The sequence below is a fragment of the Methylomonas lenta genome (assembly GCF_001644015.1).
Taxonomy (GTDB): Bacteria; Pseudomonadota; Gammaproteobacteria; order Methylococcales; family Methylomonadaceae; genus Methylomonas; species Methylomonas lenta.
The window spans coordinates 37,797-62,352 of the sequence record NZ_LUUI01000087.1; the positions used below are offsets into that span (position 1 = coordinate 37,797).

Consider the following 24,556-nt stretch of genomic DNA (forward strand, 5'->3'; position numbering starts at 1 on the left):
GTTTGCCTAGTTCAAATTAAGCCGATTAAGCTTGCGATATAAGGTTCTTTCGCTGACATTCATCTCAGCGGCAATTAACTTTCGGTTACCTTGATATTTCTCCAATAAACCGGCAATAAAACTGGCTTCGTATTGCTCCAGTACGGTCAACGATCTCATTGATTCATGAACAGCAAGCGACTCATCAACTGGCACTTTCGGCACTTCCACAGCATCACCCACCCTACGCATGAAATGAATACTATCTTCGTCTATCGTGTTGCCCTGACTTAAGCCACAGGCTAACTGCAGGCAATTTCTCAATTCACGGATATTGCCTGGCCAAGCATGCTGTATCAACTTGACCAAACCAGCACGACTGATGGTCAACGGATTGCCACGCAGGCTTCCCAATTGCTGCAAAAAGAAATCAACCAGCAATGGAATATCCGGTTTTCGTTCACGCAAAGGTGGAATATCGATAGGAAAAACCGACAATCGATAAAACAAATCTTCTCGAAATTGACCTTGCCTTACCATTTCAGCCAAATTTCGGTGCGTAGCACAAACCACCCTGACCGTTGCCTTTAGAGTGGTGGTACCACCCACGCGACGGAATTGCCCACTTTCAAGCGCACGCAGTAACTTGGGTTGCTGAGAAAATGGCAATTCGCCGATTTCATCCAGAAACAAAGTACCGTTATCGGCCAGCTCGAATAAACCTTTTTTACTGGAAGCTGCCCCAGTAAAAGCACCTTTTTCATGACCAAACAATTCGCTTTCAAATAAATCTTCACCAAACAGTGTGCAATCTGCAATCACAAATTCTCCTTGAGCAGACTGCGAATGGCGATGAATAAATTCGGCTGCAAGTTCCTTGCCAGTTCCTGTTTCACCTAGCAATAAAACGGGTGCAGGCATCTGGGCAGCTTGTTGTAATTTGTTTTTTAGACGTAAAAAACTCTCACTATTTCCGACCATTCCGGCCTGCTGAGGTACCGATCCGCTTTTATGTAACAAGCTTTGCGACTCGCCCAAATATAAACGACCATCGGCGTCCAGTAAGGGATAGCCACGCACATTGAGTAGTTTTTTGACATTATCCTCGCCCTTCGCCTCAAACATTCCGGCATAGGGTTCCAAAGATTGAAACAGCTGCTGATGTCGGCAATTACCTTGATGATCGCAACAAGGCTGGCCGATATGCTGATCACGCGTAATCCCAAATGCCGTTTCCCAGGCCTGATTGACCGCCAACACATGCAAATCGGGGCCAATCACTACAAACGGTTGTTCGTGGGTTTCTAGTAATGATTCAAGCTTAAAAATACTTTGCGACATAATCCTTGTTAATAAAATTCTGCTACCCGATTTTCATGACATTCCGCCGACTCTGTCAGTTGGATATGACAGTTATGACAGCATTCTACTCAGCATTTTAGCGGTAAAGTCATATTTTCCAAGACAAAGAAAGTTGGCATCATAATTGCATTTATAATACTAACAAAAATGGAGCCCTTTATGACACTTAAAAAGACCCTAATCTCATTCGCCCTAAGCTTAAGCATTATGCCAGCCGCCCAGGCGACCAGTATTACTGTTGATGGCAATCTGTCTGATTGGGGCTTACATACCAATGGCAATATTAATGACTGGACAGCCTCGACTTCATTAGGGGCAACTTTGAAATCTGCTATAGATGACGTTTATATCTCACCAAATGGTTATCTGAATCCAGGTTATGGCGGCCAAGCCTACGATGCAGAAGCTTTATATAGCTTTTCGGACGGCACCAATTTATATGTTGCCCTGGTTACCGGTCTGAATCCCAAAACGCCAACCAATCCAAGACAAAATACTTATGGCCCTGGCGACCTTGCTATCGATTTTGGTAACAATGGCAGCTTTGAATTTGGCATCCAAACCACCGGCTCCGATAAAGGCAACATATACCAAAATGTATCGTGGGGCTTGGGATTATGGGATGTAAATGGTAGAGAAACCAGACTGTCCGGATTGGCTGCCGACCCCAATCTCCCCACATCAATCATTGATGGTACAGGTAACTTGGTCGGGGCAGCTATTTTGGAATATAACAATAACGCAATTCAAAACATGGGGATATATAGCGGCAATCATTATGTGCTCGAAGCCGCTATCCCATTACTGGCTTTTAGCGGCTTTTCGGGAGAATTTGTTTTGCAGTGGACCATGAATTGCGCTAACGACGCCATTAAATTAATCTCTTCATTACCTGAATTTGGATCAACTACTCATAACAGCACCAGCATACCGGAACCCGCCACGCTTGCCTTGATAGCCTTAGGCATGCTGGGATTAACAGCTTCACAACGTAAACGCGCGACAGCACTTTTGACATAGGCAGCCAAACGGTTGAATTTTCCTTTAGCAAATTCAACCGCTCCTATTTTCGCAACTACAATCGCCGTAAAACCCGCATTGGTGATTGATTAACCACCTCGCGCACCCCCCAAAATCCGGCTATGCCGACCAATACTGCGCCAATTACCGGCAAAAACAACCATGTATTTACCGTCATTTGAAAAGGGATATGCATCACTCGGCTGTACAAAACATAAAGAATTGCCTGCGAAATAGTTGCCGCCAGCAAACCGGCAACTGCACCCAGTAAACCAAACTCTATGAGATGGGTTTTCCTCAGCCAACCGCGTCTGGCACCCAAGGTACGCATCAACGCACCTTCGTGAATACGATTATCCAGCGTGGCATAGACAGCGGCAAACAATACGACAAAGCCAGCCGACAAGGCAAAGTAAAGCAACAGATTAATGGCTTGAGTCAATTGTTTAAGTATGGTTTTAAACTGCTTAAGAATCTGATCCACCTCCAATATCGTGGTAGCCGGGTAGGCTTTGAGCAACTGATTTAACAGGCTTTTGCCTGCCTCCGGCAAATAAAAACTGGTCAGATAAGTCGCTGGAAAATCATCCAGCGTGCCGGGTGAAAAAATCATGTAAAAATTGGGCTTCATGGTATCCCATTGCAAGCTGCGGAGATTCGCCACCCGCGCACTGACTTGCGCACTACCGACTGTAAATATCAGCTCATCCCCCAACTTAATATTTAGATTATCCGCCAGCTTTTGCTCCACCGACACCAAACCAGGCTCATTCTCGGCCCAGCTTTCGCCGTTGGTAATAACATTATCGTCCGGTATGGTTTGAGCCCAGGTTAAACTCAATTCGCGCTGAGTGGCAGCTTCACCTCGACTATCCTTGCTAACCCGTTTTTGCACCGCTTCATCATTAATTGCCACCAACCGTCCTCTGACCACCGGATAAAACTCACTGCTGCCAATGCCGGCCTGCTGCAAATCATGTTTAAAGGCCTGCTGATGTTCCGGGATAATATTCATCGCAAAGTGATTGGGTGCATGATCCGGCAACTGCGCCTGCCATTGATCGATCAAATCACTACGCACCGTCAGACTCAAACTCATTGCTGCCAAGGTAATACTAAAAGCCAGAATCTGACTGACACTGGCGCGATTGTTACGCATCAATCCCTGCACACCAAAGCGCCAGGTTACTCCCAGGTGTGGCAGTAAACGCCTAGAAAACTGCAACAAACCGGCAATCAACATTCCAAGTAATAGCAACACCACCAAGCCGACTCCGAGAATGCTAACAGTCATTTGCCAGTCATTACTATAGCGCCAGATTAATACAGACATCACCGCAATCGCCAAACCATAAATCAACCAGGCTTTGGTCGGCATCGGCTCCAGTTCGCGACGCAATACCCGCAACGGTGAAACTCTTTGCAAACGCAATAAGGGCGGCAAGGCAAAACCCAGCAATATCGCCATACCGGTAATAAAGCCAAAAACAATTGATAGCAGACCGGGATTAGCAAGCTGCTGCGGTAACAAGGGCTTTAATATGTAAAACAAGCCCATCTGCCCCAGCCAACCCAGCAAACAACCTGCCGCACTAGCCACAACGCCCAAGACTAAAAATTGCACCGCATATAGCCAGATGATTTCCGTTTGCTTACACCCCAGGCAGCGCAATAACGCCGAGGCATTGAAATGGCGCTCGGTATAACGCCCGGCTGCCATGGCAATCGCCACACCGGCGATCAAAATCACTACAATGCTAGATAAGCCTAAATAACGTTCGGCACGTTGCAAGGCAGAACCCAGCTCGGGCCTGTCTTCATGAATATCCAAAATACGTTGAGACGGATTGAGTTGCGCTTTTAGGTCATTTTTAAATGCTGCCAACTCGGCATCAGCACCTGAAAACTGATAAAAATAATGCACATGACTGCCGGGCTGAATCACACCGGTGGCGGCTAAATCTGCTTGATTGATCATCACCCGTGGTGAAAAGCTGTAAAAATCACCGCGTTTATCTGGCTCGTAACTTAATACGCTTTGCACCAATAGCGGTTTTTCACCCACGATTATCGTATCACCCAAGTTTAAATGCAAAGCGGATAACACCCGCTTTTCCACCCATGCCATACCCGGCTCGGGGCCTTTATAAACAGCTCGCTCTTCCGTCGCATCGGTATCCTGGACTTTCAAAAATCCGCGCAATGGATAAGCCTGGCTAACAGCTTTAATTGAAGCCAGCAGCATCTGCTCATTTTCTAAAAGTACACTGCTAAATTCCGTCGTCTGCGATTGAGCCAAACCTGCCGTTTCAGCATGCTGCAACCAGCTATCATCAACGGGTGCTGAACTGGCCAGTACTAAATCGCCTGCTAAAAATTCGGCGGCCTGAAAAGTCAAAGTGCGTTGCAAGCGATCTGCAAATAATGAAATGGTGGTTGCGCTGGCAACTGCAATCAGTAGCGCCAGCACCAATAAAGTCAATTCGCCGGAACGGCCATCCCGTTTCAGTAGCCTTAGCGCCAATTTAAAGCGGTTCATACCACGCTCCCGGCATCTAACTTAATCACGCGTTCGCAACGCGCCGCCAATGTCGCATCATGAGTGACAAGTACTAACGTGGTGTGCTTTTCCTGATTCAATTCAAATAACAAATCAATGATATGCCCACCGGTTTTACTATCCAGATTTCCAGTTGGCTCGTCGGCAAACAATATCGCCGGCTGGGTAACAAACGCCCGTGCCAACGCCACTCGCTGCTGCTCACCGCCTGAGAGTTGTTTCGGCGTATGCTCGAGTCGCTTGGAAAGCCCGACGCGCTGTAGCAAATCCTTAGCCGCAACTGCCGCATTGATATCACCGCTCAGTTCCAACGGCAGCATCACATTTTCCAAAGCCGTCAACCCGGGTAATAGTTGAAACGACTGAAATACAAAACCAATCAGTTCATTGCGCATTACTGCCCTGCCATCTTCATTCATCAAGGTAATATCGCGACCCTTAATCGAAACCGAGCCAGTACTAGGTGTATCCAACCCAGCCAGCAAACTCAGCAAAGTGGTCTTGCCGGAACCGGATTCACCGACAATGGCAATACTTTCTCCCGATTTGATAATGACATCCACGGATGACAGGATATGTAACTCTCCTTCTGAAGTCGGCACCGATTTACCCAAGTTTTGAGTTACGATGATAGGTGTGTTTGATTGTTCATTACGAGTTTGCATGATGTATAGCCTTGTCCTTGCCTTAATTTTGGGTTTAATGCCCGTGGCCGCGATGGCCAAATCGATTGTTGTCTTGGGTGATAGCATCAGTGCCGGTTATGGCATTGATGTCGCTCAGGGTTGGGTGAATCTGCTGCAAAAAAAGTTCAACCAGCAGCACAGCGATTATGTTATCAGTAATGAAAGCATCAGTGGCGACACCTCTGCAGGCGGACTCGCGCGCATCAATCAACTGCTAGCCCGGCACAAACCGGTCATTGTAATGATAGAACTGGGCGCCAACGATGGCTTGCGTGGTTTGTCGCCACAGGAAATGAAAAGTAACCTGAGTGAAATCATTCAACGCTGCAGAAAAGCCGGCGCAAAAGTCATGCTATTAGGCATGAAAATTCCGCCCAATTACGGCAAACGCTACATAGCCATGTTTTACAACATCTACCCGCAGTTGTCGGCAGAATTAGATGTGCCACTGGTGCCTTTTATTTTGGAAAACGTGGCCTTAAATCCAGCTATGATGCAGGCAGATGGCCTACACCCCAACGCCTTGGGACAACCGCTAATTACAGAAAAAGTATGGCCTTATTTACAATCTTTATTGCCAAAAGCCCACGATTAAAATGATTTGCACATGCAAAAAAACCATTTGATTTCATAAACGCCTAGCCATGAAAAAATACTACGCCCTTTTAGCCACTATCGTCCTCAGCAGCTGCATGTTTTTGCAGCCGGATTATGTGCAGATGATTAGCGCAACTGATTTAAATAAAGCCATGAAAAATCAGGATATATTCTTGGTTGACGTGCACATACCTGAACAGCAACATATCAAAGGTACCGATGCTTTTATCCCATTTAATGATGTTCAGGAACATCAGGATAAAATTCCTAGCGATAAAAGCACCCCAATCTATTTATATTGCGAAGGTGGGCCTATGGGTAATGCTGCAGCCAGATCGCTACACGAATTAGGTTACAACAATTTAATCAATCTTGAAGGTGGTGCCAACGCCTGGAAAAAAGCAGGTTTTGAGTTTGAATAATCAATCATCCAATGGGGGACTTAACTTTCAGTTTTTTGCTGTTTCAGCAAACATAATCCCCCTTTGGTCGCAAAAAAGGTTGTCACTGATTCTGCGCATCACTACGCCCCTGCTCATAAGCTTGTTGCTCTGATTCCTTATGCTTTCCATACAAAAACCCTCCTGCGGTTCCGACAAGCGCGCCAATAGCAGCACCCATACCCGCATTACCGGCAATTGCACCAATTGCCGCACCACCTGCAGCCCCGGCTAATCCTCCGGTAACCGTGCGCTGTTGCGTTGCGGACATGCCGGCGCAGCCTGCCAGAGTTAACGCCAACAAACATGCCAGCACTATAGTTGAAAATCGTTTCATGTTAAGTTCTCCTTTTTGGATTATTTTTTGCAAGGCCATTTTTCAGTTAAAAACCTGAACTCTGTGTCTACCGGTATTTCGTTCATAAACTCCGGGTGTTGCTTTGCCCAGGTGACAAACATTTCAATGGCTTGATTACGTGATGGTTTGGGGTCAGTAAAACAGACTAGCTTTACTTCCGGCCTATCGGCCGCTTGAGCTTGATCAAATTGATAAGCGCCCACCAAATAGCCCTGACAAAAATGAATAGCCTCCCGATACTGTGGATCTTGCGGCGATGCGGTACATAAATTAATCAAATTTTGCGTCGTCTTGGCAACAAAATCGTCTTCTGTCACATTGGCCTGCGCAGATCCCGACAACAATATTGCCGATAGAAAAAGGTAATTTAGCGGTTTCATTTGCATGACAATCTCCTGATTATGTTAATTTAATTTGGTAATTATTCTGTGAATCAGTCAGCTGTAAACTCGTCAGCCAGACGACTTCCCCCTGAATAGCCCTCACTTTTTGAGTGATTAAGTTTATCTGAGTCGAGTTAAAAAATCCTTACTTTCCTCCTCCATGATTTTTAAATATTTCAATATCATACGATGCATTTAATAATACCTCAGCATCAAAACTGTAGATACGAATTATGCTAATTTCATGGCATGAAATTATTTTGACTTGCACAAAACTTAGTTTATAGTCAGTTTCTCTTAAAACATGAACTTAGTTACTCATATGGATAATTCAATACTATCTTTGGAAAAGAAACGCAACAATTCCGGCAAAGTAAAATCAATTTTAATCGCCAGTACGCTGATCATTGGGTCTGCTGCACAACCCGCTCAAGCGGCTTTGAGCTTCACATTTAACTATCTTAGTCCAAGCCAAGGCTTTGATGACCCTACTTCCGGCGCCGCTAGAAAAACAGCGTTGAACGAAGCAGCTGATTTGTTGGGTGCGTATTTCAGCAACTACACTGCAAATTTAACCTATGACGTTAAATCATTCAGCAACAATACATCCACGCTAGCCTCGGCGGGTAGCAGTATGTTCCTGATACCCGGATCCTTTCAGCAAACAGCCGTACAAACCAAAATACTCAGCAATGGTGCAACAGATATCAATGGTGCCACTGCCGATGGCACCATAGACTGGAATTTTTTCAAAGCCTGGGGACTGACCGATAGCGTATCAAACTCCGAATTTGACTTTAAATCAGTCGCTATCCATGAGCTATTACATTCATTTGGCTTTAGTGGCAACGGTCACGCTGATGGCTCAGGTCTAGCGGGCAAAACGCCCGGCACTGCAGATACCTGGTCTATCTTTGATCAATTTTTAACCGATGCGTCAGGAGAAACCCTGGTTAGTCCTGGTGGCATCTTCGATACCAGCAAGCTTGCTGCTCTGACAGGAGGTAGTGGTAGCGTATTGTTTAGCGGCGATAATGCCAAAGCGGCAAATGGTGGATTCGGGGTAAATATGTACGCGCCTGGCACCTACAATGAAGGCAGTAGTATTTCGCATCTTGATGACAACACTACAGCGTTTTCTCAGATGATTATGACTGCGTCGGTATCTAGCGGACTAAAAGCGCGCGCACTATCCGCGATAGAGATCGGCATACTGAAAGACATTGGTTATACCCAAATAGCCGCACCTGTTCCCGTTCCAGCTTCAATCTGGTTCATGCTGAGCGGTTTAGTGAGTTTGCTGGGCGTCAGTCGTCAACGTAAATCTGTCTAATTTTTTGCAGTTTTGAAAAATCACCTTGGGGCTCTTCGGCAGGAGCCCTATTGTTTATGACTTCGCACTTAAAAACCCATGCAATCCCTCTTAAAGCTATCTTTATTATTCCTAGGGATTTCCTTCATGACCAATAATGCGCAGGCCACCGATGCTCCTAGTCCTCCATTACAATACCTGCTGACCCAGACTAGCATTTTGGTATTGCATCAAACAGGACAGGGTATATCCGGTGGATATGAGATCAGCATTAACGGCAATGGAAATGCCACTTATGTGTCAAACGATCCTCCGCAAACCACAATATCCACTCGTTCTATATCCAACCAGAGCCTGACCGAACTCATCAACGCTTTTTACCAAATTCATTTTTTTGAATTTGTAGATAATTACTCAGTTCAAAAGCAAGTAATACTTCAAGACAATGGCACGCTGGCGACGGTCGCCAGAAAGATACTCGATACTGCCAGCCATAAACTATGCATTAAAATCGCAGACTATCAAAAATGCATCACAGTAATTGATAATCAACCCGCCGTAGCAGCTCAACTGGTGAAAAAAATCGAAGCTTTGTTTCCAATTGGCAAGTCTGAAGTCAGACCTTAACGGCTATCACGGAAATATTGTCTCTACCGCCCCTGCTTTCTGCTTCCTGAATCAGCTTATGGGTAATCTCTTCAACCGAACCGTTACTGCAAAAACCGGCAATATCAGCATGTGACAATTCCTTATCCAGCCCATCGCTGGATAAAATAAATAAATCCCCTGGCAGCACTGCACCCTGACCAAAATCCAACCGCAATTGCGCATCGGCTCCCACTGCCCGGGTAATGATATTGCCACGACCTTCTTCCAAACTACCATCCATAGGCGACAGCCCCTGACTGATAGCTTCGTTATACAACGAGTGATCCAGCGTCAACTGTTCCAGTTCACCCTGGCGATAAAGATATAACCGGCTGTCGCCCGCCCACAGGTACCGAAACTGCTCACCGGCAATTAAAAGCACGACGACCGTGCAGCCAATAATATTTCCATTACCACGACCTTTTGCCATTTGCTGCAACTGTCGATTAACCGCCTGCAAGTTTGATGCAACCTGTTCGCTGTAATACTCCAAATCATCGAATGGCCGAATCTTCTCTAATGCTGTCACCAAAGATTGGCTGGCGACATCTCCAGCACTATGCCCGCCCATACCATCAGCCACCGTCCATAAACCGATATCGTTGCGCAGCAAAATGGCATCTTCATTCAGTTTGCGTTTTAAGCCGACGACACTCAAGCCATAACTTTGCCATTTTTCCATTAGGTCAACCTTTTCCTGCAAATTAGTATCTTCTGTAATCGCTGGCCGGTTAATGTCAACTGAGGTAGTTGCCATCAACAGCTGAATCGAACTTTCATTCATCGACTTGCTGTACTCGGATGTATCAGTTAAGACCGGCGTTTTCTTTGCCACTTGGGAGCTGGAAAATTGCCATCCATGCTGCGGCCAGTCACCATTCAAAAATCCAACATAAGCACTCAGTGGTGGCAAACCATCGCATAACAACAAGCTCGCCGATTTATCATCGCCGGCAGAAGAGCGCCAAATACTAGAGTGGGCCAAAAAGCGATCTGCTAAAGTTTCGCCCAGTTCGACAAAAGCCTGTGACGTTTCCTCATCGCTATGCAACTTAAATTGAAACGCCAGTTTCGCCGAATTACTTATTGAAGGATTAACAGGCAACTGGGCCGATTGATCGCTGAGAAAATCGCGCAGACAAAGTCGCTCCAAATCCCTATCAAATTGCTGCAGGTCAAATTCGTATTCCAGCGAAGACAACGCCAATTCTGCCAGCGCATCAAACCAACCACAGGCCGGGTCGAATAATGACCTTAACTGCTGGGCATCGACTTTGGCTGCCAAGGTCAACGGAAAGTATCGCCCGACTTTGTCCACGCTAGGCATCATCACGCCAGCCCAGGCATCTTCGCCGCATAATCCGGGCGCTAAACCGAACTGCCAAATCGGGCTGAATAAAAACGTGTCTAACCAGCGTTTACCCAATTGTTCACTACTGGTGGCAATACAACCTTGCAACCATTGATCCCAGGGCTCAATGAATTGCCGGGGTAATCGACGGGATAAAAAATCGCCATGGCTAGGGAGTTTGCCGTAAAAGCCGGCCACATTATCCGATCTGCTCATAGCGAATCCGGACAGCGGAAACTTTGCAATTCTCGCAAATTGAAAGGATTATTCACACTGGCTGCACGCAGGGCATAACTGGCGCTCATGCCTTGTAATTGAAAGGTAAGGGTAAATTGTTCCGGTGCATTGCCCTGGATAATGGTAGCTTCGTCCAGTAAACGAAAAAATGCCCAGGTGCCCTCTTTACTCCGGCTAACCTGACGTCCATCCAGGGTTTCAAACACCATACGCACGCCTTGGCTGGAATTCGGCCCCGGCCATTTCATACTGATCGATTGCTCCGGTCCATGTCGATAAACCGCTTCCTGACCCTCGACTTGCAAGCGAAAGCTGCCAACCGTGTTATCCAGGAATTGTGGTTTTAATTCAAACTGTACTTGAGGCATATTACCGACAGCAAAAAATGCGTCCCGAATTTTTGAGGCCAACTGAAATTGCCGAATTGAAGCCTGCGATAAACCCAAAGGTTTCTCCGATGACATTTCCGTCCAAACCGGTTTGCTAGTATCGACAAAGGGTTTTAGATTGGTTTGAAAAAACTGATCGATTAAACCGTTTGGTGCGAAAAGCTTGGCAAAATCCGCCAATAACACGTCTTGCTGGGATGCTCCGGAAAAAGGATAGCGACCATTCAATGCAGCCTGGCAAGGGGACGCCACGCCGGTTTTAACCATCTCGCTTAACTTGGCTTTAGCCGCAGAAGACAGTTTGTTTCCGCCGCTATTCACGATAATCTGAAACCAAGCTTTAAGCGGGTCTGGTAAACGGGCAAATTCCAGTTGCGCCTGTTTCAGTACATCCATACCGGCGCCACTAAATAAATTGGCCTGATTTTGCAAAGCCTGGCCTCCGGTATTGGCACTGCTAAGCTGCAAAAAATAATCCCGCAAACTTTTTAGCTGCTGTAACACCGGTTCTAAAGCACTGGGTTTATCCGGTCCACCATTAACCAGATCACGCAAAGGCTCGAATTGATCATCCACCGCCTGCACTGGATCAGGCCCACTATCCAGGCCCGCAGCAGCCTCGGCCTTTGCCAGAATATCACTGCCTTTGTCGCTGACTGCCGCCTTAGCTTTATCGGCAACATTTGCCAGCCCATCACTCAGTTGCTTGCTTAAACGACTCAGAGCAGTATTTTCATCAATACTCACCAATAAAGCATGTAAAGGCCCATCCGGTCGGGACAGAATATCCAAAATTTGCGCGGTCTGACTGGTTGTCACTGCTGATTGTAATTTAAGCTTTGCCAACAGATCAGACCAGGCAGCCTGATATTCGTTTAAATAGAGTTTTTTTAATTCGTCATGCAATTGCTGGATTTGCAGAACTTCGACTTTGGCCTGACTACCCAACACCCAATTCTGTTCGACCGCATCTTTAACAAATTCCCGACTCTTTTTTAGGAATAACTCGGTGTAGCCATAAGCCGTAAACAATCCCGGAATGGTGTAAGTCGATACATCTTGTCCATCGGACATCACAAACACCCGTTTGGCATCCGGGCCTAAGGCTTTACCTAATATAAAATCATGACTCTTATCGATTAAAGCTTCAGTTTTAAAACGTGAATATATCTGACCAATCAGAGGTACCTGAGTTAGTTTGTTACGCACTGCATTGACGAAATTTTCGTCAATTTGTATAGGATCGAGTTGCAGTTTTAATAAATTATCCAGATGCTGGACCAATTGCCCCAGGGTCTCCGGATCGGTAGTATATTGCCTGTCCCAATCGGCGCGTATCCAGGCCATTGCTGTAACTGTATCCAGTTTATCGGTTTGATTGAACATTAAATACACTTTGAGCAACTGATACAACACATCCAGATCATTGCCTTCCTGACTCTGCATGCGTTCTTTCAAACGCATCTGAATGGCGGGTAAAAAATAATTTCTCAGCAATTGCTGGTAACTATGCTGAGCGGCAGCTTGAATTTTATCGGCTTGCGACAAGCCAAAACCAGACAATATGCCGCTCTCTTCATAGGAATCCTGTATCGCCAGCAGAATATTCAAGCGCGGCAACAAGGCATTGAAATTACCTTGAGTGTCGTTACCAGTGATATTGATAGCATGGTACTGAGCAATCTGCGCCTCAACATTATCGAGCGCAGCCTGATTGTTGAAATAACTGACAGTCCATAACCCCATCACCAACAAAAACAACACCCCGGCGCCAATGTAAGCCGCCATTTGCATCAATCGATTGCGTTTTGCCAGCTTGGGATCTTGTCCGGCCAGCTCAGCCTCGGGAAACAACACATCTTTTAACAAACGGGTGAGGAAATAGCTTTTGCCTTGACCGCTGTACATCGGCGTAGTTTGCCTATCCAGATGGAAAGCGCTGGCCAAAATCCCTAACACCCGGTCAATCGGGGTACCTTCTTGGGTACCGCTAGTGAAATAGACTCCACGCAATAATACCGCTTGTTCGTAGCGATTAACCGCAAAAGCTTCCTGCAGAAAACTCATCATGGCCGGTTTTAGCAAAGCCATCTGCTGGGGAAAATCCAGAATGGCCGCCCGCCGTTGAATATCGCGTTCATCCTGTATGCGTTTGAGTGTACGTGTTTGCAGACGTTGCAGTAATTCTCCATACGCGTCACCAAATTGTACTTCCAGATCATGGTCGCCCTGCAATGTCGCAGCGGAAAAGGTTTCACCCCATACTTGCGCTCGTTGCTCCGGAATTAAATCCGCAAAAAAATCACTAAACCCTGCAACCAGATCAGCCTTGGTAAATAACAAATAAACCGGCAGACGCACACCCAGTTGTTGGTAGAGTTCGTTAATGCGTGTACGGATAGCCTTGGCGTGTTGTGCCCGCTCCTGTTCCGATTGCTGTAGCAGATCGGAAATACTGGTAGCCACGATGACACCGTTCAAAGGCCGCTGCGGTCGATGTTTTTTGATCAGATTTAAAAAGCCGGTCCAACCGGCCGCATCTACCGCCTGATGACTTTCCTGAGTGGTGTATCGGCCGGCGGTATCCAAAAACACTGCGTCGTCGGCAAACCACCAATCACAATTACGGGTGCCGCTAACACCCTTTACTGCATGCTTACCCAGCTTTTCCGCCAACGGAAAATGCAAACCGGAATTGATTAAAGCTGTGGTTTTACCGGAACCGGGCGCGCCAATAATGACATACCAAGGTAACTGGTAAATAAACTGACTGCCTTTTTTAGCTTCTGTACGGGATTGTTTTAATACTATCAAGGCTTCTTCAAAGCCTTTGCGCAGGATGTCTACTTCGTCAGCAGATGCCATGGCAACTTGATCGACATCGTTGGCAACCAATTGTTCAACCAGTTGTTTTTCGGTATTTCCAGCCCGAATTTGCATCAGCATGCGAAAAATCAGCCAAACCACGAACAAGGTGGCGATCACTAAAATCCTCACCAGTTCCGATTCCAGCGGTACGCTGCCGGCAATCGCAATTAAAGGCCCGGCCAACCAGATCAAAATACTGAATGCCAGCAATCCTAGAAACTGGATGACCCATTTGTTGGTAAAAAATGCTATGAGCTTAGCCATGTTGCGCTCTCACTGAATCAGTAAATCGACACGGCGATTAATCGCACGATGTTCGGGAGTATCATTTGGCACCAGCGACTCAGTGTCAGCTCGACCTTCAGAACGGATTTTTCCTTGCAGCGCCGGTGCTATCTTCAATAGATCATCACTGACCGATTTGGCTCTAGCGGTGGATAAATGCCAGTTGGATGGAAACCGCGCGCTTCGAATCGGCACATTGTCCGAATGGCCAGTGACTAATAGTCGATCATTACCTGCCACTAGTTCGTCAGCAATTTTTTGTAACATAGGCTCGAATTCCGGCTTGAGCTGATCGCTAGCAGAAGCGAAGGAGTTGCGTACACGCAGCAATCTGTCATCTACTACTTCCACCATATCAGCAGCAATTTCATTAGCCAGTATTTGATTGAAGCGTTCCCGTCTTGCCGGTACCGGTGGTTTAATCAGCGGTGCAGGCATCGCGGCCTGGGCAATTTCGACCGGTTGCTTGGCCAGATCAAATAGCTCTGTGAAGAGTTGATCCGAACGGGCATTCAATGCCAGCACAAAACCGATAAACGCCAAAATCAAAGCCACGCCCAACACGGCGCCGACCACCCACAACGGCACGTAACGCACCAGTGCATTGCGAACATCATGTAAGCCCTGCCATCGTGGCGACAGTTCGCGTTCATAATCGCCCTTCACTCGTTGAATCAGTTGATACAACTCCAGACGATATTTTTCCAGCTCGCTCAAACCATTGGTCAGCACGCGGAATTTGCCTTCAAAACCCAAACTAAGAAACAGATAAGCCAATTCGATTAAAGCCAGATTTTGTGCCGGCTGTTTCACCAGCACGTTCAGCATATCGAAAAACTTCTCCCCGCCCCAAGCTTCCTTATGAAACGAAATCAGCAAGCTTTGGTGACCCCAGTTGCTTTGCGCACCCCAGGGTGTGTTGAGTATGATTTCATCCAGAAAACTACATAAGCCGTAACTGGCCATACGAGTATGATCAGCGCTGATTCCGGATTGTAATAAACGATTTTCAAAGCCACTGACTTCCGCTGACAAACGCTGACGCAATTCATCCACCGCCGGATATACCGCCGATTGCCGCAACCGACTGGCCAGCGACAGCATCGATAGCGCCCCAGCCACCATGGGGTTTTCTTGAAATTCTGTGGTCGGCAAAGCCACCGGCGCCGATGGATTAAAGCCCGGCGAAACCGAGGGTGGTGGATTGAATGCAGGAGTTTGAAAGGCTGGCGGATTACTACTCCGTTTACCGCCCGGCGTTGGCCGAATTACCGTGCGATCGTTGTCATCAAAAGGGCCGAAGGGATCATTCGGATTATCGTTTTGGCTCATAAGGTTCAACCTTTTCTAATTGCCCAAAATTCGAGTTCTAATTCCGGAAAACTGCCACCGATATGAATGGCAAAACCGCCTGAAGCCGACATTTTGCCCCATAACTCGCTTTGCTTGTTCAGTTCAAAATACGAATAACCGGCATGATACGGAATTTGCCGTGGTGCGACCGGCAAGGCCTGAATGGTAATACCGGGCAAGGCGGACCTGACCAGTTGTTGAATGTCTTCCACCGGGCCGATTTTGACTTGCGGCGGAAAATGCGACCGAATCAGTTCCGATGACACTTGCGCTTTGGCTGCCAACACGAAAATCGCCCCGTCCAGCAAGTTCAATTCTGGCCGTTTGGCTACATAAACCCCTGGCTTGACTTCTGCCAGCGGCAACTGCACGGCATTCTGTTCCAACACCATGCTCAGCAAGCTACGCAATTCATCAATCAAAGGTATGAAACTGGTTTTTAAATCGTCGTGCTTGTAGTCGGCAAACTCCATCGGCCGTTTGCCGGGACGATAAAACGTGGATAATTCACCTGCCAGTTGCAAACACAATTGAAAAAATTCTTCCGGGTGCATGTTAGACGCATTAGCCAAATGCGCCAGCAGTGGCTGATAGCGATTGATCATTTGCAGCAGCATGAAATCGGCAATTTCCGCTACCCCGCCCCCCTGACCACTACCGGCCACTCGCGCAGCCAATGCCTCGCCTCGGGTATGAAACAAGCCTTGTAACTCTCTGGCAAAGCCAGCAAGGATACCGGCACTGGAACAATGCACGGCGGGCGGAATGTATTGATCATCTAAAATCACGGTTTTATCGGCACGCACCTCGACAATCCGCGCCACACCCAGACAGATGTAACCGGAGCGTTCCTGGCTATCGCACATTAATCGCGGCTTTAAACTGCCGATTTGTACATCGTAGCGGCCGTCGGCACCACTATTATGATCACGCACTTGCCGCTCACCCAAGCGAAAACGCGCCATATTGTTGGGGTAGGATGCGCTATCCACTTCCGTGGCATCCGAGCGCCTCAATGGTAATGCCAGGTAAACCACGCTGGCTTTCTCGTTTTCAGGCACTTCCAGTGGCAAGGGTAAATCATCATCCTGCGGTAAAGTAAACGGCGTACCATCCGGAAACACGCCACTACATTCGCTTAAACCCAGCTTACCAATGGCTAAACAGGTTTTATCCAGCTTTAAACTGGAAAATCCCCAGGCATAGGCACGAATTCCCAGTGACACCCCCCGCAATTGGCTTTCAAAATAGCGATCATGCTGTTGAAAATGTTGAGGACGCAGAAACATCCCTTCAGACCAGACTACTCGATTATTTTCTGACATATTTTTGGTTCTCAGCCCGAAAGCGATGGCAATTATGGGTTTTTGGTAGCCCGACTCAATAGCAGCATTTGTTTTTCATAGGCATCGGCAAACGCGTCACCAAAAAACTCTTCCTTTGCAACAGCTTTAAGTTGCGGGTATTTTTCGACGTAATATTCCCAGCATTTGGCCTTTTTTTGGAATAAAACCCCTTCAGCTTGATTTTTTTCTATCAATTGTGGGTCAAATCCGCGCAAAATTTCCGCCAAAGCGGCTTGGATACCGGCAGTCATGGCAATCTGGTGATTCATGATGTCACTAAAACCGCCCTTAACTGCTTGCTTGGGCGGTAGAAATCCAGGATTAGTCGGTGCCAGGATTAAACGCATGGCATCATCGACATTAGGGGTGAATTTGAGTGGATTGTTGTCGATGGATCGCATGGTGGTCACTGAAACCCGAAACTGACTTTTCAATTCAGCTCTGGCTCTAAGTACCTGCATTAAACCTTCCACCATGCTGCGTAATAATTCGCCGGAGGTTCTCATCAAAGCCGGCCATTGCTCGGCGGGTAGAAAATTGGGATCGGTAATCCCGGCTCCGGCTAAAAATTCCCGTAACAAAAAATCATCTGCGGGCATAGTTGCAGCAGGTACCGGTGCAACTTGGGCTGATGATATTGGCTGGGGTGCATTCGGCTGCTCTATAACTTCTTCAGCAGCTTCGAAAGGAACAACCGCGGGTTCAATGGTCTTAAAAACCGGGATTTCCTCAGTAGCAAACACATCAGGTTGATTGAATACATCAGCGGGCTCTGCATCAACTCCGGGTTCTAAATGCGGCGTTACAGGTTCAATGCTTTCCTCTGCAGGCGTCGAGGCGGGCTGTTCAGGTATAAACTGATCTTCGGCAAAAAAATCATCGGGTAATACCGGCAATTCGGCCGATTGAAAACTACTACCTTGGCTGCTAGCACCTGGCAGCGCATCCAGTTTGGATAACAAATCGCCAAAATCCAGCTCATCCTCCGCTGGATTGGCTACTGTTTGGCTCACGTTAGGCGGGGTAAAGCTCTCATGAGCAATGGATGACTCCGGTTGCTCATGAAAGCTAGAGAAAAAATCCGGTTTTGCTTGCGCGGGTTGAATCGACGCAAACGGACCATCCATGATGCTGTTGTCAGCCAAATCCAGCTGACGCACAGGTGTTTCTATCACCCGCCCAAAACCAGCTGTTGCACTGTCTAAAATTGAAACCAGTAATTCATATTCGCCTATGCGTAGTTTTTCACCATTATGCAAAGGTGCCCGGCCTTGTTGTAAAGGTGTTTGGCTGTTATTCAGATAAGTGCCGCCGGTGCTGGAATCCTGAATAAAGTACTGACCCGCTTCGAATACGATGCTGGCGTGCAATCTGGAAGTAAATTTCTCTGGGTCAGGTAATACCAAATGATTATCAGGCGCCCGCCCTATCGTGCCACCTTTAGCATCAAATTGAGCACTGATATCCTGATTAGGCGGCAAACCTTTATAGCTCAGGGTTTTTAAAATTAATGTCATGATCTATACCAGCAATTCCACTTATCAGGCCTCAGGTACGAAAAAGAACGGACTACCTTCGTGGCCGGCATGTTGCAACGGCGCATATTGTGGCGTTTGCTCAAAACCTGCCTTGGCCGCCGATGATCTCACCTGATTGGCAACATTTCGAAAAATATCATAATCCTCAATCACGCGTTTATTACCGCGCAATACCTTTAAAAAGGCATTGGCAAAAACCGAATGAGAACCGCCACCCTGATCCATCACAGGCTGGACTCCGCCGGATGTTAGTACCGTACGTGCCTTACGACTATTCATAGCTTTCAACCAGCGTTCGCGCTTCGCGGCATCCATGCCATCCGGCAATTTAGCCACTGCGGAACCTGTTAAAGCGCCTGAGTAGCAGGAGTCAGCCACTACCATGATATGCCGAGCCGGCATAATACTTAAAAATTCTGTGATACTTTGACTGGAAATCCAGTTGGCAGTATTGCCTGTTTCAGCATCGACCGGCAACCAATAAGCACTCTTGGATTTTGCATCGATTTCGCCATGTCCGGCGTAATAGATCAGCAAGTTATCCTGCTCAGTCAACTTTTGATTAATTTCATTCAGCGCGGACATAATGGAATGACGATTAGCATTCAACAAAATTTTAGTTTTAAATCCATAACGCTCACGCAACAATACTTCTAAGCTTTTTGCATCTGCAATCGGCGTTTGTAGCCCTGGATAGGCTTTGTAATCATTATTACCTATGATCAGCGCATAAAATTTGCCGAATTGAATATCACCCACCTGGCGTGTTTCTGCAGCATTGGTACTGGCATAACTGACCTGCTCAGCGGCTCCCGAGGCCAATAACCGTAAACTCAAATCGCTAGTTTGATTACGTTTATCGGTGGCCACAATCCGAACCAAGGTTTCTTGCCCCTCCAAAGCAACGTTGGTCTCAAACTGACCATTGGCATCAACTGCCAGCGGTTTATCGTTGAGGAGCAGTGTTGTCAGACCGGCTTTGGCATCAATGCGGCCGACCAAGCGTTTGCTGGCTTCACCCGAAGAAAACTGAATACTGGGAATACCACGCGTGACGGTTACCGAAGGTTCTATCACTTCGATATTAGGTCCATTACCCGAGGCCAACTGAGTAGGGGTCTGTTGTTCTAATTTTTCCTTCAGTCTGGCAATTTCATTAGCCTGTTCTTGCAATGACCGTTTACGTGCGTCGACTTGTGTACGATCGACTTGCTTACCGGACGTCAACCATTGGGTTAATTCGGCAGATTGAGTCTGATAGCTGTCGATCTCTTCGTTGAGACGACTTTCCAACTCGTTTTTAGCCTTATCAGGCGCTTTCTGGCTGGGACTTTGCTGTTGGGCGGTTTGCAGTTCCTTTTGCATGCGTTTGCGTTCTGCGCTCAAGGTTTTTGTCAAGCTACCCAATTTTGCCTGCTGACTTTTTAGCTGGCTTTCTTTTACTTTTAACTGTTGCTCCAAAGCAGACACTTCACTGGAGCCGGCTGGAGCCTGTGATTTTTGCTGTTGCAGCTTGTTACGCAAGTCTTCCAGTTCATCCTGAGCCCGGCGCAAGCTCTCTTGTTGTTCCATGGTTTGGTTCTGGGTGCTTCGTAATTGCTGACGTAGCTCATCGGCCTCCTGACGAGATTGGGCTACTTCTTGGCGCAGAGCCGTAATTTCGCTTTCCGAGCTGTTATCAATTGGGCTGCTGTTGGTGTTGATGGCTACGGCATCGACAGCCGGTGTGAATTGCAAGCCGGCTTCGTCGAGTCCAGCCGATTTACGATACCAGCGCATCGCGGTGTCTTTATTCTCCGGCACACCCAAGCCTTTTTCGTACAAATGCCCAAGGTTCAACTGTGCTTGAAAATTACCCTGATTGGCGGCTTTTTCATACCATTGCGCCGCCGCTTGATAATCGGTTTGCGCGCCCATGCCTTTTTCGAAAATTTCGCCTACATACAATTGTGCAGAGGCATCACCTTCCTGCGCTTTGGGCAGCCAGATTTTCAAAGCGCTGGCATAATTAGCTCTATCGTAAGCCACATATTCGCCCCCGCGCACTTCACAATCAGCCGCTGTGGTACGAATCGGTCGTCGCTGCGACAAATAAGTCATTTGCGAACCTAATTTCCGAATCTGGCCAGGTAATAGACAATCCACCACAAACAGTTTATCGGTGTCCTGAATGACAAAGCCTTCAGAAGCTTTGGCCATTTCTTCCTTACTGGCTTCATGCGCGCAAGCAACCAATAATACTGTGGATATGGCTAAGACTAATTTGCGCATTGGAAAAAGCTTTACTGACATACGGCCGCCTTGTCGATATGATAAAAACCTCCGTCGAACATAGCAGAAAACCGGCACAGCGACAAATGCCTGACTAATCTCCCAGCCTTTTCAGTATCTGCGGCCAAACCTTTTCCCAGCCATGTTGATGGTCAATTGCCAAAATAACTTCCACCTGACTGTTAGGCCGTTGCTGTAAAGCTGTCAGAAATAATTCAGGTGGCACAGTGTCATCCTGTTCGGCCAGAAAATGCCACTCTGTAAGGCCTGACGCCATTTGTCGAGCCGGATTTATCGAGCCATTTAAAGGCAGATAATGATGAAATTCGGTCCAGGCATCGATATCGTAATTACCGGCCAGGGTAATAATCATGCGAGTTTGCCGCATGCGCTCGGCCAACAATAAGGCCAGAGTGCCGCCACCACTATGCCCTATCAACACTAGCTCTTGGTAATCCCACTGTTGGCAAAAATGCTTAAGTGCCGTTTCCATGGCACTTACCACCTCTTCGCCATAGCGCGCATTGGTCCAAAGACTGGGTTGGCAACCTGCATCTTCTGCATGGCCGTTATAACAGGGCCGCCCAAGATACAAAGCAGGCGCTTGATCCATCGCCAGCAAAGGCAACATCACCGACGATCGTGTTGTGGGGTCGGCCGCCGGCCAATAGCCGCGCTGCCAGGGCCGTCCATCACCTTCCAGATATACATGTAAGCGTTTTTTTAGCTTAAGCCCAGGCTGATAAAATACGGTCAGCCTATACTTACCAGCCTTGAGTTCTAGGGTCTGCAAACTTAAATGCTCGGCATACGCATAAAGCTTGGCCGTAGGACTGGCACAAGCCGCAAGCCCCAAAATCAGCCACAAACCGATCAATCGCCTGAAAACCAATCTCAAGGCGCTGTTTCAAGCGTCATTTGATTGTTTTTAAGTGTGACCACCAGAGTTTGAGTTTCATGCGCTTTAAACGGAGTAACAACCCGCCACTGCGCAGTATCTAATTGCCTGAATCCGGCAAATAAACCCACGGCACGCACATCGTCTTCGGGTTGTAGACTGATGTTTTTAGCGTCGCCCGGTTGCAGCAGTAATTCTTGCTTTCTTGCCAAGTCTGCGGCTAGGGTGGCTTTGTCATCGTTGAATAAGGCAAAAAAATCAGCGGATTTGAAGTTACTTTGCTCACGTAATTCATAAATACGCAACATAACCGGTGCGCCATTTCCGTTAATGTCTGCATTAAGATCTGCAGCAGGATTAATCTGTAAATTAACGATTGTTGGCGGCAATGGCGGGACCTCAACCGGCGGATCACCCGCACATCCCTGTAAAAAAACGGCAAGTATAAACAATGATAGAGAGTGCTTCATTTTCAATAACCTATGTCAAATATACAAAAAGACTGGGGATAGTCATCGCTCGAACTGAATCCGTTTGATTTTCGGTTTTCCATAGCCAAATTCATCCAAAGGTAACAACTACCCATGCTTGGCATGGTAAACCAAATATCTCCGTTTCAATTTGAAACTCAACTAACTGCGTCCGATCCAAGCATTTGCAAAATACAAGCAAGACGACAGCGGCATCGAGTTTCAGCTAAAATCGGCTTAACATTACGACAAGCCACATCATGAACTCATTCGACACCGCATTAAATGCTTTTATGCAATCACAAATCCGTTTTGAGGAATTATTGCAAATTGCCAGGCAAACCGGACAAGCTTCTGAGCATGATGTACTCGCGGCTAAAAAATTATTGGAAGTGGAATATCGAGCAGGCAGGATTCCTCCTCAAATCTATGCCGCACTCGAATCTGAACTGAACGATACCACTCAAATAGCATCCGCCGAAGACGACGCTAAAACCCGGCTTGTTGAACCGAAAAGCGAAGATGCCACCCTGGTGCAAACCTCTCCAACCAGTCCGCCCATGACCTCAGCCATGAATACTGAATCGTTGCTGAATGGTTTAAACGAAGCGGAACCTGCAGAAGAATTGACAGTCGGCAGCATCATAAAGCATCGTTTTGTGTTGCAACAACTGATGGGCGTTGGTGGCATGGGTATGGTTTTTAAAGCCACCGATTTGCGCAAAATCGAAGCTCAGGATAAAGAGCCCTTTGTGGCTTTAAAAGTACTGAATCAGGACTTTAAAACCAATCCGATGGCGCTAGTGTCATTGCAGCGGGAAACCAAACGCGCGCAAACCTTATCGCATCCCAACATTATCAAAGTTTTTGATTTCGACCGCGATGGTGGACATGTTTTTATGTCCATGGAATATCTAGAAGGCAAACCACTCAGTCGTTTGATCAAAGATCACCCGGAAGGCTTAGCCTTTAAAGAAGCCTGGCCATTGATTCATGCCATGGCCGATGCGTTACGGCATGCGCATAAAAAAAATATCGTTCACTCCGACTTTAAACCTGGCAACGTATTTATCGATGACAGTGGCGAAGTACGCGTTTTAGATTTTGGCATCGCCTGTGCAATCAGTCGCAGCGATAAGGATCATCAGGATGCCACGGTGTTTAATGCCCGTTCACTCGGAGCCTTCACGCCCTCTTACGCCAGCCTGGAGCAACTGCATAACAGTGATCCCGACCAGCGCGACGACATCTATGCGCTAGCCTGTGTCAGTTATGAAATATTGACCGGCAAACATCCTTACGGACGCCTGTCGGCCGAAAAAGCACAGGAAGTTAATTTAGAAGTCAAACCGGTTGCCCAATTATCGCGCAGACAATGGAAAGGCCTGCAAAAAGCTTTGGCATTTGAAAAAGAAAAGCGCACCGCCACCATTGATCAATTTATTGCCGCTTTAGGCCCGCGCTCTACTGTATTTTACGGTTTATGGGGTGCGGGTATCTTTGCTGGCGCACTAATTGCCGGCAATATTTATCTGGGTATGATGGCGCCGCCGACCCTGGTTGAAGCGCCTAAAGTCACGGCTCAACTCTCAGCTGAGCAAAAACAAAAAATTAACGACTTACTGGAATTGGCCAGCATACATACCGATGTCGGTTATCTAACCGCACCCACAGGCAGTAATGCCTTTTGGGCTTATCAGGAAGTCTTGAAGATAGATCCTTACAACAAAGCCGCCACTAACGGCATCATTAGTATTGCTGACACATTAGAGCAACAAGCCTGGGAAGCTTACGAAAGAAATGACAGGGCTGCTGCATTAAAAAAAGTCCAGGAAGGTTTGGAGGTTTATGCTTCGCATAAAGGCTTGCTAAGCCTCAGAGAAAAATTAAGAACAAGCCCATAAGCCACAAGCCAGGCTCTTAAAAGACACAAGTCAACGCTGTGATCGCCGGGCTTGTCCAACAACCGGTTCAGATTGCGGTTCGCTTTGCTCATACAATCTAACCTTACTCGTTAGGCTAAAGGCATGATTGCAAGACCTGACCGTTCGCACGCCGTTTTTACTAAAAAGTGACTGTACATGGCCTTTAGAAAAACTAAGCGCCATCACTTCCGCAGCGCCCAATCGACTGAAAACGGCCATCAAGAGACATTCGCCTATTTAAAGCAATGGCAGATAAAGAATGTATAACAGTCATTCAGTA

At 47.1% G+C, this 24,556-nt stretch carries 19 protein-coding genes; 6 read left to right on the plus strand and 13 right to left on the minus strand.

The features are described 5' to 3' along the window. Positions 1 to 6 precede the first annotated feature (6 nt). Complete coding sequence (locus A1359_RS06645; protein ID WP_066979896.1) at positions 7 to 1,320, minus strand: sigma-54 interaction domain-containing protein; 1,314 nt, start codon at positions 1,318 to 1,320, stop codon at positions 7 to 9. Positions 1,321 to 1,500: 180 nt separating this feature from the next. Here A1359_RS06645 and A1359_RS06650 point away from each other — a divergent pair, with 180 nt between their 5' ends. Then, complete coding sequence (locus tag A1359_RS06650; RefSeq protein ID WP_198159285.1) at positions 1,501 to 2,361, plus strand: PEP-CTERM sorting domain-containing protein; 861 nt, start codon at positions 1,501 to 1,503, stop codon at positions 2,359 to 2,361. A 55-nt stretch (positions 2,362 to 2,416) separates the two neighbouring features. On the opposite strand, the gene A1359_RS06655 is transcribed toward A1359_RS06650, so the two are convergent. Together A1359_RS06655 and A1359_RS06660 are read right to left on the minus strand one after the other, a co-directional pair. Next, positions 2,417 to 4,900 carry an ABC transporter permease gene (locus A1359_RS06655; RefSeq protein ID WP_066979902.1) on the minus strand — a complete coding sequence of 828 codons (2,484 nt, stop codon included), beginning with the start codon at positions 4,898 to 4,900 and terminating at the stop codon, positions 2,417 to 2,419. Beyond that, positions 4,897 to 5,586 (minus strand): ABC transporter ATP-binding protein, encoded by a 690-nt coding sequence (locus A1359_RS06660; protein WP_083960534.1) that lies wholly within the window; start codon positions 5,584 to 5,586, stop codon positions 4,897 to 4,899. Before A1359_RS06660 ends, A1359_RS06655 begins: the two co-directional genes overlap by 4 nt. 1 nt (position 5,587) lies before the next feature. Between A1359_RS06660 and A1359_RS06665 the strand changes: the two genes are divergently transcribed. Beyond that, on the plus strand, positions 5,588 to 6,202 hold the full coding sequence (locus A1359_RS06665) for an arylesterase (protein WP_066979905.1): 615 nt from the start codon (positions 5,588 to 5,590) through the stop codon (positions 6,200 to 6,202). Between the two features lie 49 nt (positions 6,203 to 6,251). Continuing rightward, positions 6,252 to 6,626 (plus strand): rhodanese-like domain-containing protein, encoded by a 375-nt coding sequence (locus A1359_RS06670; RefSeq protein WP_066979908.1) that lies wholly within the window; start codon positions 6,252 to 6,254, stop codon positions 6,624 to 6,626. A gap of 82 nt (positions 6,627 to 6,708) precedes the next feature. On the opposite strand, the gene A1359_RS06675 is transcribed toward A1359_RS06670, so the two are convergent. Next, complete coding sequence (locus A1359_RS06675; protein WP_066979911.1) at positions 6,709 to 6,981, minus strand: YMGG-like glycine zipper-containing protein; 273 nt, start codon at positions 6,979 to 6,981, stop codon at positions 6,709 to 6,711. A gap of 20 nt (positions 6,982 to 7,001) precedes the next feature. After that, complete coding sequence (locus tag A1359_RS06680; RefSeq protein WP_066979914.1) at positions 7,002 to 7,388, minus strand: Rap1a/Tai family immunity protein; 387 nt, start codon at positions 7,386 to 7,388, stop codon at positions 7,002 to 7,004. Positions 7,389 to 7,689: 301 nt separating this feature from the next. Here A1359_RS06680 and A1359_RS06685 point away from each other — a divergent pair, with 301 nt between their 5' ends. Together A1359_RS06685 and A1359_RS06690 are read left to right on the plus strand one after the other, a co-directional pair. Beyond that, on the plus strand, positions 7,690 to 8,718 hold the full coding sequence (locus tag A1359_RS06685) for a VPLPA-CTERM sorting domain-containing protein (RefSeq protein ID WP_232322141.1): 1,029 nt from the start codon (positions 7,690 to 7,692) through the stop codon (positions 8,716 to 8,718). A gap of 126 nt (positions 8,719 to 8,844) precedes the next feature. Beyond that, a complete protein-coding gene (locus A1359_RS06690; RefSeq protein ID WP_066979923.1) occupies positions 8,845 to 9,324 on the plus strand; it encodes a hypothetical protein in 480 nt (159 codons plus the stop codon). Here the strand turns inward: A1359_RS06690 and tagF are convergent. The 8 genes from tagF to tssJ form a co-directional block, all read right to left on the minus strand. Next, the gene (gene tagF, locus A1359_RS06695) at positions 9,314 to 10,912 is read right to left on the minus strand and encodes a type VI secretion system-associated protein TagF (RefSeq protein WP_066979926.1); all 1,599 of its coding nucleotides are present in this window, start codon (positions 10,910 to 10,912) and stop codon (positions 9,314 to 9,316) included. The two genes, A1359_RS06690 and tagF, sit on opposite strands and share 11 nt — an antisense overlap. Next, positions 10,909 to 14,454, minus strand: coding sequence for a type VI secretion system membrane subunit TssM (gene tssM, locus A1359_RS06700; RefSeq protein WP_066979929.1), 3,546 nt, complete (start codon positions 14,452 to 14,454; stop codon positions 10,909 to 10,911). Before tssM ends, tagF begins: the two co-directional genes overlap by 4 nt. A gap of 9 nt (positions 14,455 to 14,463) precedes the next feature. Then, complete coding sequence (icmH, locus tag A1359_RS06705) at positions 14,464 to 15,807, minus strand: type IVB secretion system protein IcmH/DotU (protein WP_066979932.1); 1,344 nt, start codon at positions 15,805 to 15,807, stop codon at positions 14,464 to 14,466. Positions 15,808 to 15,812: 5 nt separating this feature from the next. Then, positions 15,813 to 17,153 carry a type VI secretion system baseplate subunit TssK gene (gene tssK, locus A1359_RS06710; RefSeq protein WP_066979935.1) on the minus strand — a complete coding sequence of 447 codons (1,341 nt, stop codon included), beginning with the start codon at positions 17,151 to 17,153 and terminating at the stop codon, positions 15,813 to 15,815. A gap of 32 nt (positions 17,154 to 17,185) precedes the next feature. Further along, complete coding sequence (gene tagH, locus A1359_RS06715) at positions 17,186 to 18,691, minus strand: type VI secretion system-associated FHA domain protein TagH (protein WP_066979938.1); 1,506 nt, start codon at positions 18,689 to 18,691, stop codon at positions 17,186 to 17,188. 24 nt (positions 18,692 to 18,715) lie between these two features. Next, positions 18,716 to 21,004, minus strand: a complete 2,289-nt coding sequence (locus tag A1359_RS06720) for a caspase family protein (protein ID WP_066979942.1) — start codon at positions 21,002 to 21,004, stop codon at positions 18,716 to 18,718. 73 nt (positions 21,005 to 21,077) lie between these two features. Continuing rightward, the gene (locus tag A1359_RS06725) at positions 21,078 to 21,881 is read right to left on the minus strand and encodes an alpha/beta hydrolase (RefSeq protein WP_083960535.1); all 804 of its coding nucleotides are present in this window, start codon (positions 21,879 to 21,881) and stop codon (positions 21,078 to 21,080) included. Continuing rightward, the gene (tssJ, locus tag A1359_RS06730; protein ID WP_066979944.1) at positions 21,878 to 22,351 is read right to left on the minus strand and encodes a type VI secretion system lipoprotein TssJ; all 474 of its coding nucleotides are present in this window, start codon (positions 22,349 to 22,351) and stop codon (positions 21,878 to 21,880) included. Before tssJ ends, A1359_RS06725 begins: the two co-directional genes overlap by 4 nt. A gap of 260 nt (positions 22,352 to 22,611) precedes the next feature. Here tssJ and A1359_RS06735 point away from each other — a divergent pair, with 260 nt between their 5' ends. Continuing rightward, a complete protein-coding gene (locus A1359_RS06735) occupies positions 22,612 to 24,255 on the plus strand; it encodes a serine/threonine-protein kinase (protein ID WP_066979946.1) in 1,644 nt (547 codons plus the stop codon). Positions 24,256 to 24,556: the final 301 nt, after the last annotated feature.